Raw genomic sequence first — 14,521 nt, forward strand, 5'->3', positions numbered from 1 at the left:
CTAGCCGTAGAAAACGACGGCGACGCCGCCCCCCGCTATGAGCGGGAACGGCGTCAATTCGCAGGCCGAATATTAGATGCGGCCGTTGAAAGCCTGCAGCGCGGAGTCCTCACGGGTGCCACCGCGACCGTCGCCGATGTCCTTGTAGTCGGCAATCCATGCAATCTTGGAGACCCACTTCACGGCCTTGTAGCCATGGTTCGACTCGACTCGGGCACGCACTGGCGCGCCCAGGTGAATGTCGACCGGGTGACCATTGCGGGCAATCGCGAGGATGGAGTGGTCTTCCATGGCCGTGTCGATGTCGAAGCACGCGTAGAACGGCTCGCGCGGACGGTTATCGTACATCTTCTGTGCCAAGCCGTAGGACTCGACCATGACGTAGTGCGCGCCAGCCGGGCGCTCGCCGAGCAGGGCGAGGACGTCCTTCATGAGAGGACCTTCCCAGCGCGAGGTCGCAGACCACCCCTGCATACAGGTGTGCGTCGCAATAAAGGAGTGCTGCGGCAGCGCACGCAGCTCATCGAGCGTGACCGTCTTCGACGTACCGTTGACGTCGTCGGCGACCTCGATGACGTAGTCCTTGAAGTCGTTGTTGCGGAATGCGGTCCACTCCGGGGACTCCTCTTTCGTAGGCGGCAGGCCGTTGGTCCAGTGGAACTCGGAAATATCGCGCTCGGTGTAGACCTTCTGTGTCGCTGCGGACGGGCGCAACCAGTTCAAGAAGATCTTGCGGCCGATCTCGGTGAAGGCCACGACGAAGCGGTGTGCGCGGGCGCGGTCCGCGAGCGTCCAGTAGGACAGGCCGATCCAGAAGATAATGACCACGCCGATGGTGATGACCATCGTCGTAAACGCCTGGGCGTAGCGCTCCGGCGTGACGTCGCCGAAGACCATGTGCACCATGTTGTGCTCGCGGTGGACAAAGAAGACGAGGAAGGCGTGGATGATGATGAACATGCACATCATCACCATGCCGATGAAGTGCAGGGAGCGAGCCTTCTGGTGGCCGCCCAAGAACTTGAAGAAGCGAGGGAACTTCTCACGCAGCGCCGGCGACATGCCCGCACCCGTAATCATCATGAACGGAGCGATAAGGAAGATGACTGCAAAATAAGCGAGCTGTTGCAACGCGTCGTAGGGATCGAAAAGCGCCAGGTCGGGGGTCTTAAAGCTCAGGTACGTAAGCAGCGAGTGCCACGCCTCCGGGATAATGTCCCAGGAGGTGGGGACGATGCGACGCCACAGGCCGGTTGCGAACAGCAGGATGACGTACACCAGCCCGTTGAGCACCCAGAGCATCACGGACAGGCCGTGCCAGTGACGACCGAGACCAATATTTTCGCGTCCTGGCAGGGAGAGCAGCGGCGACATGGACTTCTCATCCATGAGCGAGGTGTACACGCCCTCTTCCTTCGGCAGCTCACGCTTGGTGAACTTGAGCCACTCGGTTCCAGGGGCGCAGTCGTTGCGCCACCAAAGGCGCGGCAGAGAGGAGAGCATTTCCCAACCTGAGCGCAACAGCATGCCCATCAAAATAAAGTTGATGAGGTGCGTCGCGCGCAGCCACAAGGGATAGTCGGGGTTGTCTCCCAAGGCAAGAATGTAATCCATGGGGGTCCTTAAGATAGGTGAACGAGAAAGCTATAAGTTTTATATTGCCAGACGCGAGCGAAAAAATACGAAAAAATCCGTAGCAAAAATATGCCACCCAGAGTTGCCGGCAAGCTCAGCGCTCTGAGCAGCACGTTTCCTTCTAATTTAGCGGAACCTGAGTGATCAAGTAGACATTCGTATATGCCACCGCGCGCCACCCTGTCTGCAGCCTGACGTGTGGATTAAGCTCACTGAACGTGAAGAAAGAACGGCAGCCCTATCTCCGGCAGCTTGCAGACTTTGTGCGCACCGTGCTTGCCGATGCCGCCCGCACCATTCAAGGCTGGAGCCTGAAACATTGGCTTCAGGCTGTGTTCATCCTGGGTATTGTCGTTGCATTTATCGTCTTCGTGGACGTTCCCGATCTCTCGACCTTGCGTTCCTGGGCGACACATTGCGATCCCTGGTTCCCCATTGTCTTCTGGCTGGGTTACGTCACGTTTACGTTATTCCCCTTGCCCCGCACTATCTGGACGGTCGCCGCCGGAATCCTTTTCGGCCCGGTCGAAGGCCTGCTTCTCGCACTCACGGCCCTCACCGTCTCCGCGGCAATTTCTTTTCTCGTGGTGCGGCGCCTGCTCGGAGACTGGATGCGCCCGCGGCTCATGCACCCAGCGGTCTTCAAGCTCAACGCGCACTTGGAGCGCCGCGGGTGGTTCGCCATCGCGAGCCTGCGCATGGTCGCGGGCGTGCCCTTCTCTATCTTGAACTATGCTGCGGCACTCACACCCGTGCCCTTCCTGCAGTTCCTCCTGGCGACCGCGCTGGGGTCCATCCCTACCACGGCTATGGGCGTGTTCTTTGGTGAGACGCTCACCACGGGCCCCAACCCGTGGGCCATCACAGCCACCGTTGTCCTCGCCGCCGTCGGCATCGCAGGTCTCGTGCTCGACGCTAAGCTCGTCCGCGAACTTCCCTAAATCAAGCCAAAAGACTAGACTTAAGCGCAGTTTCTCGTCCTGCCCGAAAGAAAGTCAAGGAATCATGCTTGCCGTCCATGCCCGTTATCGCGGCCGTTCTGTGCGCCGCGCCCAGCTCGTTCAGCGCTCCGCGGAGGCGCTCGCGACGCTCGACGGTGTCGGCGAGTTTGAGATGCTCGGAGTCGAAGACATCTGCGCCATCGTTGACTCTGCACACAGCGTGTGCGACGTCGTCATGGCCCTGCTCGCCGACGGTGATTGGGCCATTGGTATCGGCGTAACCCCCTCGCTTGCCCCGAGTGCTGACGCTGGTGCTGCCGAAGATGAAGCCACGACCCGCGCGACGGCCACCGCATCCTTGCCCAAGAACGCACGCCCGGCGCAGGTCTACGCGAAGATCGGTGCGCGCGGCCGCGCATCGGAGGCCTCGGACATCGCAGCAGTCTTTGCCTTGCTCGGCTACGTGCTGCACAAGCGCACCATCGAAGGTCGCGAGGCCACGGCCCTCGTGCGCGGCGGCCTCAACCAGAACGAGGCGGCCGCCGAGCTCGGCATCTCCAAGCAGGCCATGTCCCAGCGCCTCCAAGCCGCGGGCTGGGCAGCAGAAATGGCAGGCTGGCAGCTTGCCATCAACGTCATGGAGCGCGCGAATAAGCCAGCCTAGAGCAGGTCTTCCTTCCGCAGCTCCGGCGTTGTCACGAAGTCGACGAGCCGCTCCACCGCCCCGATGAGCGAAGAATCCAAATCGCGGAAGCTGTGCACCGCGTTATACACGTGGCGCCAGCCATCCTTGGGATCAGACCAGCCGACGCGCTGGCAGATGCCGGTCTTCCAGTCCTCGCCGTAGGGCACGTCAGGCCATGCCTTGAGCCCCACGCGTTCCGGTTTCACCGCCGCCCAAATATCGATGAACGGGTGTCCTGTAACGAGAACGTCCGGCCCCAACGCCTGCGTCATGCGCGTTTCTTTCGACCCCTCCACCAAGTGGTCAGCGAGCACGCCCACGCGTCGTCCCGGGCCCGGCTGGAACTCGGCGAGGCGTTCCTCCAGGTTGTCGAGGCCCTCGAGGTATTCCACGGCGACGCCTTCGACGCGCAGGTCGTGGCCCCAGACCTTCTCCACGATGGCGGCGTCATGCACACCCTCGACCCAGATTCGCGACGGCGCGATGACCTTAGCCTCGACATTCTCCACGCGACGCGAGCCAGAGTTCGACTTACGCGGCGCCTGCTTCGGGACGTAGCGCGTAAGTGTCACCTGCTGGCCTTCGAGCAGGAATCCGCCCGGCACGAGGTTGAAGACGCGCTCCACGCCATGTCGGTCCTCCAGGCGGATGACCTGGCCGTAAACGGTCTTGTCCACGCCCATCACGGCACCGACGAAGTCGTCGCCGACAACTTCGACAACCATGCCCGGTTGTGCGGGCACAACCGGGTACTCCTTGGGGCGTGTGCGTTTGTGGCCTGCCAGAATGTCTCCACCATAGGGATCGCGGGAATCAAAGCTCATAGCGGGACAGTCTATCTACTACACTGCCCGTGTTATGGATATGCGCGCCGAGGTCTGGTCCCCACTGCAAAATTCTGCCGTCTGGCTGGGAGCCTGGCTCCACGGCCACGAACCCGCGGACGAGCTCATTGACGCTCTCACGGAGCTCGGCGGTTACCCCGAGGCCTACGGCTCCGCCGCGTTCAGCGACATCTTAGCGCGCCTGCGCGCCGCTACCGATGCCCTCCTCGGCCAGGGGCCCGGCGAACCCGTCCTCCGCCTCGTGCTTTCGGGTCCCGGCGAGCCGCCCGCCTTGCCCGCTGGCTCGACGTCCGCCGCCGCAGCCAGCGCGAGCCCCGCCGGCGCCATCGTCGTGCGCACCGCCGATCCGAGCGTCCATCTCGTGCTCGTGCCGCATGCAGGTCCCAATTACACCCAATGGCAGCTCATCGAAGAGACGCAGCCGTTGCCCGCGCCCGCGTGGCTGAGCCCCGGCGAGGCTGACGCATTGCTCGCCCAAGCGACCGAGGAATCCGCCCGCATCATCGAGGGGCTAGATTATGTCAAAAAAGACTTGCCCAATCCGCGGCTCACCGTCGGCACCCTCTCCGACTTCTACGACACGCCCGGGCTCCCCGATGCCACCCCGCCCCGCGCCGCCAAACTCTTTGCCCGCGCAGACCGCGTCGCCGCGATCATCGAGACCGTCACGGACCGCCTCCAGGATCACTCGCTCGACCCGCAGCTGCTCCGCCTGTGGCGGCACATCCGGCAGGCCCGGATGGCCGGCGTCGCCTACGCCGTCGCCGACTTCGGCCGCTGACGCGAGCCCCCTTAAATCAAGTCATTTCACTTGATTTAAGGGGTTCGTTCGTCGCTGGTCAACTTATTTAACTTGACTTAATGAGGTTTGTGGAGGCTCCAGATATCGCAACATCCCTCAGCGCACGGTGCGCCATTGACTGTGCAGCCCTGCACGGTGACGGTGCCCAGCCCCTCCGGCTGACGGTCAGCGCAAAGCTCTTCGATGAGGTCCACAACCATCGAGGAGAACGCGTCGCTCGGCCCCGCGGTCCGCGTGCGGTAGATCTCCACGCCTTTCTCTTTCGCCGCAGCGACGAGCTCGGTGTCGAGGTCCCACACGACCTCCATGTGGTCCGAGATGAAGCCGACCGGACACACGACGAGCTGCTTCACACCCTGCTCCGCGAGCGCTTCCATGTGGTCGACGACGTCGGGCGCGAGCCACGGCGTGGCGGGATTGCCCGAGCGCGAGTTCCATACCAAGTCATAGTCCTCGACGCCGGCGGCATCCGCGATGAGACGTGCGGCCTCGGCGACCTGGCGTGAGTAGAGGTTCTTATCACCCTCTGCTCCCCCGACCGCGTCGTGCGCGGTAGGGATGGAATGAGCGGTGAAGACAAGGCGGGCATCGGACAGCTTGGCAAAGCCTTCGCGCACTCCAGCGGCCATTTCCGCGATGAACTTCGGGTGGTCGAAGAACTGGCGCAGCTTGGTAAAGCGAATCTCCGGGTAGCCCTTCTCTGCTACATAGTCGCGCAGCTTGACGATGTCCTCGTCGTACTGCAGGCACGCCGAGTAGCCGCCCCAGGCGGAGGTGGCGAAGACCAGGACGTTGGTCTTACCCGCTGCGGTGAGCTCGTCCACGGCCTCGGTGCCGAACGGGTGCCAGTTGCGGTTGCCAAAGAAGACCGGCAGGTCCAGTCCGCGCGCGGCGAGTTCAGCCTCGATATGGGCAATGAGCTCGCGGTTTAAGCCATTGAGTGGGCTTACGCCGTCGAAGTGGAAGTAGTGCTTGCCCACGACCTTGAGTCGCTCGCGCGGGATGCCGCGGCCCCGCGTGACGTTTTCAAGAAAAGGAACGACCTCCTCGTTTCCTTCCGGGCCACCGAAAGAAAGAACGAGGAGGGCGTCATAATCACCGGCATGAGTGTGTGCGTCAGTCATACCAGTGACCCTACCAACCAAAGGTTGGAGAACTTGGTCGCCTTGACGATGGGGACCGAAATTGGTCAGCGTGATCTGCGACTCAAGGCGAAAGGGCAGATCTAGCTCATGATGGGGACGTATCTCCTCTGTTCTCACCACGCACACGTCCGAGACTTCGGACTTAAGGCGAGAAGTTGGCTTAGCCGATGAGGCGCACCGCATACGGGGCCATGCCGCCATAGCGCACAGGCGAGACCTGGACCGTGCCGCCCGACTCCGGAGCCTCAATCATCGTGCCGTCGCCCAGGTAGATGGCTACGTGCTGGCCGCCGCCCGGACCGTAGAAGATGAGGTCGCCGCGCTTCATTTCGCTCGGATCCACCTTGGTGCCCTGGTTGTACTGGTAGCCGGTGTAGTGTGGCAGCGAGATACCCGCGGCCGAGAACGCATAGAGCGTGAGGCCGGAGCAATCGAAGCCCACCTTGTTGTAGTCGCCGAAGCTATCGGCCACACCGCCGTCGCGGATGCCCTTGGTTGGGCCGTTGGCGTCGCCGCCACCCCATGCATACGGGGTGCCCACCTGCGACATCGCACGCGCGATGACAGCTTCGATGCGAGCATCGGTGCCCTGGCTGGCCACCGCAGCGGTCGCTTTCTCCGTGATGGACTGCGTCGTATCCAGTGACTCGAGGACGCCGTCCAGGTCGCCCACAAGGTCACTATCTGCTCCCGATGCCGCGTTGGTCACCGCGCCAGCCTCCCCGGCTTTGTTCTGATCGTTAAACGCGTCAGAAACGGCCGTGAGCGTGTTCTGGATGGCGGAGAGCTGTCCCTCGTCGAGGGAGCTGCCCTGGGCAAATGCCGTGTGATCCGGCTGTGAGGCCGCAATCATGGCGGCTGCCGCGCCGAAAACGCCGCCCGCCACAGCAAGTGTTTGTCCATCAACGCTGGAGACCTGCTCGGTAGCGCCGCCCTGAGCGGCGTTCTGCGAACTCATTTCCGCTAGCGCCTCGACGGTCTGTGTCGTCGTGTCGGAAGCGTCTGCGGTGCCGGTGGTTGTTGGCTCCGCGTCGGCGACTGTCGTGCCGGCGGTCTGCGTGCCTTCCCCTGCAGCAGACGTGGTCACAGAATTGGCGTTGGAGTTCGACGCGGTGGTCGACACCTCCGTCGAGGACTGGGATGCCGAATCGTTGGAGTTCCCAACATTTTCTCTGGCCCCTTGATTACCTTGCGTCGCTTGCGTATCGCTCGTCGCGGACGGGCCGGAAGCGCCTACAGTCGTGCGGGCGCGGGAGCCGCGGGCGGCATCGAGAGCAGCCTGGGCTTCTTCCTGCTGCGCGACGAGGGTCGAGCGTTCGCTCATCGCCTCCTCGACCGCGCTTTGGCTCGAACCCAGGATGGCCCGGGCCTGAGCCTCGGCGTCTGCCGCGCGCTGCTCGCGGGCTGCCGCGAGTTCCTCAGCCTTGCGCAGCTGCGACTCCTTGTTGGCCTTCTCGGTGCGCTCCCGCTCGAGCTGATCGACGACTTCCTTCTGGGAGTCCGCCTGCGAGCGCAGGTAAGACTGGCGCTCCAGCATCTTTTCGCGTGCGTCACCGCCAGCGGCGGTGGTCACGGAATCCGAGGCAGCCGAGCGACGGTACGCCGTGCGCGACAGTTCGTTGAGGCGCTCTTGTGCCTTCTCCACGGCGGACTGCGCATCATCAAGCTGCGTGCGCGCCGTGGAAGTTCCGCGCTTGGCTTGCGCCAGCTCGGTGCGAGCGTCCTGGAGATCGACGAGGGCGCGGTTAACGTCCTCGCGACGCTGGCCGATTTCTGCCTCCAAGCGGGCAATCTCGCCCTGGACTCCGGCGATGGCGCCAGCAAGGTCAGCAATGGAGCCCTTCCCGCCCTTGAAGGCGGCCGTGAGGTCTTCGATGGTGAGCGACTTCTCCTGCGCGACGGCAGGAGTCATCGGAGCAATGGTAGACAAGCTCGCCGTGCATGCAGCAGCGGCGAGGTAGGAACGCAGGCGGAAACGCCCGCCGATGGAACGCCGACGCGTGTCGGCCGTCAAGGTGGTGGCCACGAGGTAACTCCTCTACGCACCTTACCCTCGCCTTGAACGCGCCCGCACTGACGGATAAAGGCGCGCCGATCCCGGCGTCGGGTATGGCTGAGACTCCCGCAAGCCCACAAGGACTGCGAGATACGCACCACGAGCCAAGCCCTCGGCACCCTATGTCAATTCGCACAAGACATAGGAATGCCCGGGGCCCAGGAGACGCAGCAGTGACGAGGATGTCACACACCTATGCTCACGCCGGCGACAGAGCGCCTCGACGGTCATCGAGGACCAACTCTCCCGCCGTATGCGAGTGCCCCGGCGGGGAGAAACTCCCGTCGGGATATCTGGTAGACCTTTGCCTCGGAGTGACTCCCGGCTGCAGACCATTTCAGGGCTGCAAACGCTGGGAGTGCCCGTGGGGCACGACCTTCCAGAAGGTATGCGAGCATCCGCCATCGTCTGCATTCTCCTTCCGGTTGACCACGCTCCGCGCGTGGCGGTGCAAGTAACCGGACTCGTGGAGTTGCGGGAATGCAGTCACGGTATGCCAGAGCCGGGCCCCAGACGGCCTTCCCCGCGGGGTTGGACGCCCAGGCGCGTGGAACACGCTGCCCGATGTGGCTCGCCGTGGTCGCATCCTCGCCCCAGTCACACAGATGCGTGTTTCTGAATAGAAGAACTTAAACGAACACAGTGCTGCCAACTGTCAAGCGACTCCTGCTCCTCCACCCCGTGCGGGTCCTTCCCCATCGAACTTCGTGACGCTCTCGGCCTGCTTCCCCACATGCCCGTGCGTTGTCGATATTGGGTCTGGATGTCCCTCTCGCGGTAGCTGAGATAGAAATCAACTCTCGAGTTGACTCCTAAAGCATAAGTCACTTGCAGGGTCCAGTACACCTACTTGCCCATTTGCCACATGCGTCAAGGAGCGCCCCATGACCCACGGGTGAGTTCAACCTGCAATGATCTCGATACCAATTCGTTATGTGACTCTGGTCACGATCGTCGAATGTACCGTAACACTCTCGACGCTTGCCGAGATGGCGCCATCCGCGACGCTATGCAAGAAGTGAACCACTTCTGACGGCAAACGTGCAGTAGCGTCAACCCCTAGTGGTTGACTCCGACCCCTCCTCCCCTCTCCTGGTGTGTGCAGAGCGAGTGGCAGCGGACTGGAGTATGACGTCCTGGAACCGTTGCAGTGAATGCCGTGGATTCGGTCTGAGATTGTCACGAGATGGGCGTGGGTGTCGCGGCATGGTTCCAAGTTGGAGATGTGCGCACGAGCCCAGGCGGTCGAGCACGGCGGAGCTGGAGTGAGCCCTCTTCGAGCGGCTTCCGTCGGGAATTCCGACCAACATGTGGAGGGTTGAGTATCACTCCTCAAGGGGTGCTCCGTGGGTTCATGGGTTTAGGAAATATTTATGCGACTATGTGGGGAGGGATACGTTTTGACGCGGGCACGCAGCGCGGGCTGGACGTTGGCGACTCGGCCTGCCGGAGTGAGGTGTCGGACCGTAGATAGCTCTTAGCACGTGTTGCGCGGAGACGGTCCCGCACGCGAGTGGCGGCATATGGTGTCGCGCTATTCCCCGGCCGTCGAACGCGGCGGGACGGTGCCGAGTGAGCAAGATGTGGGATGGGGGCATCGGCAAGCGGGCGGGCGCGAAAGAGTAACTAGACCTTTTTGGAAGATCTGGCGCGAATGAAGACCGTGGCGGCGCCGGCTAGTGCGGTGATGGCGAGCCCGAGGATAAGCCACTCCGCGGGCATGGTGGCGGCGCCGAGATGGGCGTGAAGCTGGTTCAGAGCCGTGACCTGATCGAGTCCCGGTGCCACCGCCTGTTGCGCGGATTCCAGGGCGGCGCGTGAGTGAGAGTCGCTCACGGCTGAAATGCCTTGGGGCGCCTGGACGATGACAGTGTCGAGATCGGAGGCTTCTTTGAGTGCCTGTGCAAGATCGCGGAGATCGGCGAACTTATCGGGATAGATATCGACGACCGCTATCCCTTCCCCGGGCTGCAGCGCGCCGGATACAGATGCTTGCAGAGCCGGATCGCTGGCGAGCCCCACGTTGGAGTACGCCACCGAATCCTCGAGAAGCTGCTGCGAGAGGTCGGCGATATCTGCGTCGGGCGGGATCACTTTTTCTCCTTATATATGGGAGCGGGGTGTGTGGTGTGCCCGCGATACCCTCTACTTAACCTGATTACCCCCATTGGAGCGGGGATGACGCGCGGAAGAGTGTGAAAACATGAAAACAGAACGGACGTACTGTTATAGTTGCCCCCAGGCGAATCTTCGCCCGTCTAGTATTGAGGGGTGAACGTTCGCGTTCTTCTTAAGACGCCAGTTCGGTCGATCCGCGCCCGGAGCGCGCTGTCCCCAGCGCTACTCCTTCCACTAGTGCGGAATGATCGTGAGCGATTTAAGAGCCTCACAAGAACATACTGTTCAACAAACAAGGAATGGAGCTCCCTGTGACTGAAAGCCTGAACTCCTTCGGTGCCAAGAAGACCCTTGATGTCAACGGAAAGTCTTACGAATACTTTGACATCAACGCGGTTGAGGGCCTGGAGAAGCTGCCGTACTCCCTCAAGGTGCTTGCTGAGAACCAGCTGCGCTACGAGGATGGCAAGAACGTAACCAAGGATCACATCAACGCCCTCGCCAACTGGAACCCGGACGCAGAACCGGACACCGAAATCCAGTTCACCCCGGCCCGCGTCCTCATGCAGGACTTCACCGGCGTTCCCTGTGTGGTCGACCTCGCCACCATGCGTGAGGCCATCGTTGCCCTCGGCGGCAAGCCGGAGCAGGTTAACCCGCTCAACCCGGCTGAGATGGTCATTGACCACTCCGTCATTACCGAGGCATTTGGCTCCTCCGAGGCTCTGGAGAAGAACGTCGAGATCGAGTTCGAGCGCAACCGCGAGCGCTACCAGTTCCTGCGCTGGGGTTCTGAGAACTTCTCCAACTTCAAGGTCGTGCCCCCGGGAACCGGTATTGTCCACCAGGTCAACATCGAGTACCTCTCCCGCGTCGTCTTCGACAACGACGGTCTGGCATACCCGGATACCTGTATTGGTACCGACTCCCACACCACCATGGAAAACGGCCTGGGCATCCTGGGCTGGGGCGTTGGCGGCATCGAGGCCGAGGCTGCCATGCTCGGCCAGCCGGTCTCCATGCTCATCCCGCGCGTTGTCGGCTTCAAGCTCACCGGCGAGATTCCGGTGGGCGTTACCGCTACCGACGTCGTTCTCACCATCACCGAGATGCTGCGCCAGCACGGCGTTGTCCAGAAGTTTGTCGAGTTCTACGGCAACGGTGTCAAGTCCGTGCCGCTGGCCAACCGCGCCACCATCGGTAACATGTCGCCGGAGTTCGGCTCCACCGCCGCTATCTTCCCGATCGACGAAGAGACCATCAAGTACCTGACCCTCACCGGCCGCCCGCAGGAGCAGATCGACCGCGTCGAGGCTTACGCTAAGGCTCAGGGCATGTGGCTCGAGCAGGATGCTCCCGAGGCCAAGTACTCCGAGTACCTCGAGCTCGACCTCGGCACCGTCGTCCCGTCCATCGCTGGCCCGAAGCGCCCGCAGGACCGCATCCTCCTCTCCGAGGCAAAGGAGCAGTTCCGTAAGGACCTGCCGACCTATGCCACCGGCGACGTTGTGGTCGACGAGTCCACTGTTGAGGCCAAGCGCATGGGCGCCGAGGGCGGCGACCAGACGCTCGAGGACGTCACCGGCGGTCTCAACAAGTCCCGCGAGGGCCACGGCGAGTCTGCAGCCAAGGGCAATGTCGGCCGCCAGTCCAACCCGGTCATCGTCTCCTCCCCGAACGGCGGCGAGTACACGCTGGATCACGGTATGGTGGCCATCGCCTCCATCACCTCCTGCACCAACACCTCGAACCCGTCCGTCATGGTCGGTGCCGGCCTCATCGCCCGCAAGGCTGCTGCCAAGGGCCTGAAGTCCAAGCCGTGGGTGAAGACCATCTGTGCTCCGGGCTCCCAGGTTGTCGACGGCTACTTCCAGCGCGCCGACCTCTGGAAGGACCTCGAGGCCATGGGCTTCTACCTCTCCGGCTTCGGCTGCACGTCCTGCATCGGTAACTCCGGTCCGCTGCCGCAGGAGATCTCGGACGCCATCAACGACAACGACCTGGCTGCCACAGCAGTCCTGTCCGGTAACCGTAACTTCGAAGGCCGTATCTCCCCGGATGTCAAGATGAACTACCTTGCATCCCCGATCATGGTCATCGCGTACGCCATCGCCGGTACTCTCGACTTCGACTTCGAGACCCAGCCGCTCGGCCAGGACCAGGACGGCAACGATGTCTTCCTCAAGGACATCTGGCCCTCCTCCCAGGAGATCGAGGACACCATCCAGCAGGCCATCTCCCGCGAGATGTACGAGAAGGATTACGCGGACGTCTACAAGGGCTCCGAGGCATGGCGCAACCTGGAGGTTCCGGAAGGCGGCCGCTTCGAGTGGGATGAGGACTCCACCTACATCCGCAAGGCTCCGTACTTCGACGGTATGCCAGCTGAGCCGGCCCCGGTTGAGGACATCCACGGCGCTCGCGTTCTGGCTAAGCTGGGCGACTCGGTCACGACCGACCACATCTCCCCCGCTTCCGCCATCAAGCCGGGCACACCGGCTGCGCAGTACCTCGACGAGCACGGTGTTGCCCGCAAGGACTACAACTCCCTCGGTTCCCGTCGTGGTAACCACGAGGTCATGATGCGTGGTACCTTCGCCAACATCCGCCTGGCTAACCAGCTGGTTGACGTCACCGGTGGCTACACCCGTGACTTCACCCAGGACGGCGCACCGCAGGCCTTCATCTTCGACGCCTGCCAGAACTACAAGGCCGCGGACATTCCGCTGGTCGTCCTGGCTGGTAAGGAGTACGGCACCGGTTCGTCCCGTGACTGGGCTGCAAAGGGCACCATCCTCCTCGGCGTCAAGGCCGTCATCACCGAGTCCTTCGAGCGTATTCACCGCTCGAACCTCATCGGCATGGGTGTTATCCCGCTGCAGTTCCCGGCTGGCGAGTCCCACGAGTCGCTGGGCCTGGACGGCACCGAGACCTTCGACATCGAGGGCATCACGGAACTGAACAACGGCAACACACCAAAGACGGTTCACGTCACCGCCACCAAGGAGTCTGGCGAGAAGGTCGAGTTCGACGCGACCGTCCGCATCGACACGCCTGGTGAGGCTGACTACTACCGCCACGGTGGCATTCTGCAGTACGTCCTGCGCCAGATGGTCAAGGCCTAAGGTCTTCCATCGCCGTGCACCCCTGCCCTAGCGTGGGGCGTGCGCGACACCGACGTAGATGAAGGGGCCGCGTGGCCATCGCACGATGGTCACGAAGGCCCCTTTGTCGTCCTTTCATTCCTTAAACTTTTGAACTTGTAGGAAGCGAGCGTGAGTCGGCTATGCCTATAGTTAGCGACGACGAACTCAATCGCAGGCGCCAAGACATCCTGGTGGGCGCCCGCCGGTGCTTTGCGCAGCACGGCTACGAGGGAGCGACCGTTCGCCTTCTGGAGGAGGCGACTGGCAAGTCCCGCGGCGCTATCTTCCATCACTTTGGCGACAAAGAGTCGTTGTTCCTGGCGCTCGCGCGCGAGGATGCTGCCCGCCAGGCCGAGACGGTTGCGAACAACGGTCTTGTTGAGGTGATGCGCGACATGCTCACGCACCCTGAGCGCCATGACTGGCTCGCTACTCGTCTGGAAATCACGTCCATGCTGCGCACGGACCCGAGCTTCCGTGCCCGGTGGAAGGATCAGCAACAAATCCTTGATGACGCAGTGCGGGCACGCTTGCAGACCAACCGCGAAGAAGGCCGCATGCGTGATGACGTCGATATCGAAACGCTCGTGGTGTACCTCGAGACGTTCATGGACGGCTTCATCTCCCGCCTGGCGCGCGGTGACCAAGCAGGTCTTGAAGAAGTCCTGTCGATTGTGGAGCAAACGATTCGTGCGCGGCGCTAAAACGTCGTAAAGCACGCCGAGTAGCCCGCTTCCCCTCGTAGGGAGCGGGTCTTTCGCGTCTTGGCGCTAGTTACACGGCACGTCGGGTCCGAATTCGCGGCGTTTGTAAATCCTGCCGTCGTTGCCTTTGTAGTAGACGTCGCCGTCTCTCTTTTTCATGTTGTGGTATTCGCACAGCATGAGGATGTTGTCTAGGTTGGTCTCCCCGCCTTTCGCCCAGGCTTTGAGGTGGTCGGCCTGGCACATCGAGAACGGAATCTTACAGTCCGGATCCATACACGTGTGCTGGACCGCCGCTATCATGTCGCGTTGGGCTTGGGTGAAGTAGCGTTTGAGGCGGTATTGCTTCATCGGCTCGTTGCGCGCGTTGACAATCGTGGCAAGTCCCACCCCGGCGAGGAGTTCTTCCATGAGTTCTGCGCCGGTGCGCCACGTGCCGTCTGT

The 14,521-nt window shown here is 62.3% G+C and carries 11 protein-coding genes; 5 read left to right on the forward strand and 6 right to left on the reverse strand.

Annotated elements, in window-relative coordinates:
* Window positions 1-72: 72 nt before the first annotated feature.
* The gene (locus HMPREF2559_RS09920; RefSeq protein ID WP_070540559.1) at window positions 73-1,614 is read right to left on the reverse strand and encodes a molybdopterin-dependent oxidoreductase; all 1,542 of its coding nucleotides are present in this window, start codon (window positions 1,612-1,614) and stop codon (window positions 73-75) included.
* 239 nt (window positions 1,615-1,853) lie between these two features.
* Between HMPREF2559_RS09920 and HMPREF2559_RS09925 the strand changes: the two genes are divergently transcribed.
* A complete protein-coding gene (locus HMPREF2559_RS09925) occupies window positions 1,854-2,576 on the forward strand; it encodes a TVP38/TMEM64 family protein (RefSeq protein ID WP_070540563.1) in 723 nt (240 codons plus the stop codon).
* Between the two features lie 64 nt (window positions 2,577-2,640).
* The gene (locus HMPREF2559_RS09930; protein WP_066488225.1) at window positions 2,641-3,240 is read left to right on the forward strand and encodes a DNA-binding protein; all 600 of its coding nucleotides are present in this window, start codon (window positions 2,641-2,643) and stop codon (window positions 3,238-3,240) included.
* On the opposite strand, the gene HMPREF2559_RS09935 is transcribed toward HMPREF2559_RS09930, so the two are convergent.
* A complete protein-coding gene (locus HMPREF2559_RS09935) occupies window positions 3,237-4,085 on the reverse strand; it encodes a DUF3097 domain-containing protein (protein ID WP_070540566.1) in 849 nt (282 codons plus the stop codon). The genes HMPREF2559_RS09930 and HMPREF2559_RS09935 overlap by 4 nt on opposite strands.
* A 34-nt stretch (window positions 4,086-4,119) precedes the next feature.
* Here HMPREF2559_RS09935 and HMPREF2559_RS09940 point away from each other — a divergent pair, with 34 nt between their 5' ends.
* On the forward strand, window positions 4,120-4,887 hold the full coding sequence (locus HMPREF2559_RS09940; RefSeq protein ID WP_066488217.1) for a hypothetical protein: 768 nt from the start codon (window positions 4,120-4,122) through the stop codon (window positions 4,885-4,887).
* Between the two features lie 77 nt (window positions 4,888-4,964).
* Here the strand turns inward: HMPREF2559_RS09940 and HMPREF2559_RS09945 are convergent, their stop codons facing one another.
* The 3 genes from HMPREF2559_RS09945 to HMPREF2559_RS09955 all read right to left on the reverse strand — a co-directional run bounded on the left by HMPREF2559_RS09945 (window position 4,965) and on the right by HMPREF2559_RS09955 (window position 10,203).
* A complete protein-coding gene (locus HMPREF2559_RS09945; RefSeq protein ID WP_070540569.1) occupies window positions 4,965-6,032 on the reverse strand; it encodes a ferrochelatase in 1,068 nt (355 codons plus the stop codon).
* Between the two features lie 181 nt (window positions 6,033-6,213).
* Window positions 6,214-8,079 (reverse strand): DIP1281 family NlpC/P60 protein, encoded by a 1,866-nt coding sequence (locus HMPREF2559_RS09950; RefSeq protein WP_231725052.1) that lies wholly within the window; start codon window positions 8,077-8,079, stop codon window positions 6,214-6,216.
* 1,656 nt (window positions 8,080-9,735) lie between these two features.
* The gene (locus HMPREF2559_RS09955) at window positions 9,736-10,203 is read right to left on the reverse strand and encodes an Rv1476 family membrane protein (RefSeq protein ID WP_066488211.1); all 468 of its coding nucleotides are present in this window, start codon (window positions 10,201-10,203) and stop codon (window positions 9,736-9,738) included.
* A 335-nt stretch (window positions 10,204-10,538) separates the two neighbouring features.
* Here HMPREF2559_RS09955 and can point away from each other — a divergent pair, with 335 nt between their 5' ends.
* A complete protein-coding gene (can, locus tag HMPREF2559_RS09960) occupies window positions 10,539-13,352 on the forward strand; it encodes an aconitate hydratase (RefSeq protein WP_210386308.1) in 2,814 nt (937 codons plus the stop codon).
* Window positions 13,353-13,513: 161 nt separating this feature from the next.
* On the forward strand, window positions 13,514-14,077 hold the full coding sequence (locus tag HMPREF2559_RS09965) for a TetR/AcrR family transcriptional regulator (protein WP_066488207.1): 564 nt from the start codon (window positions 13,514-13,516) through the stop codon (window positions 14,075-14,077).
* Window positions 14,078-14,143: 66 nt separating this feature from the next.
* Here HMPREF2559_RS09965 and HMPREF2559_RS09970 read toward each other — a convergent pair.
* Window positions 14,144-14,521, reverse strand: a 378-nt coding sequence (locus tag HMPREF2559_RS09970) for an HNH endonuclease signature motif containing protein (protein WP_148138810.1), incomplete at its 5' end; no start/stop codon positions are given.

This window comes from Corynebacterium sp. HMSC072G08, assembly GCF_001809185.1.
Classification (GTDB): domain Bacteria; phylum Actinomycetota; class Actinomycetes; order Mycobacteriales; family Mycobacteriaceae; genus Corynebacterium; species Corynebacterium phoceense.

Bases quoted from the DNA above. Each gene is read 5' to 3' on its own strand.
- HMPREF2559_RS09920 (WP_070540559.1), bottom strand. From the start codon at position 1,614: ATGGATTACATTCTTGCCTTGGGAGACAACCCCGACTATCCCTTGTGG.
- HMPREF2559_RS09930 (WP_066488225.1), top strand. From the start codon at position 2,641: ATGCTTGCCGTCCATGCCCGTTATCGCGGCCGTTCTGTGCGCCGCGCC.
- HMPREF2559_RS09935 (WP_070540566.1), bottom strand. From the start codon at position 4,085: ATGAGCTTTGATTCCCGCGATCCCTATGGTGGAGACATTCTGGCAGGC.
- HMPREF2559_RS09940 (WP_066488217.1), top strand. From the start codon at position 4,120: ATGGATATGCGCGCCGAGGTCTGGTCCCCACTGCAAAATTCTGCCGTC.
- HMPREF2559_RS09945 (WP_070540569.1), bottom strand. From the start codon at position 6,032: ATGACTGACGCACACACTCATGCCGGTGATTATGACGCCCTCCTCGTT.
- HMPREF2559_RS09965 (WP_066488207.1), top strand. From the start codon at position 13,514: ATGCCTATAGTTAGCGACGACGAACTCAATCGCAGGCGCCAAGACATC.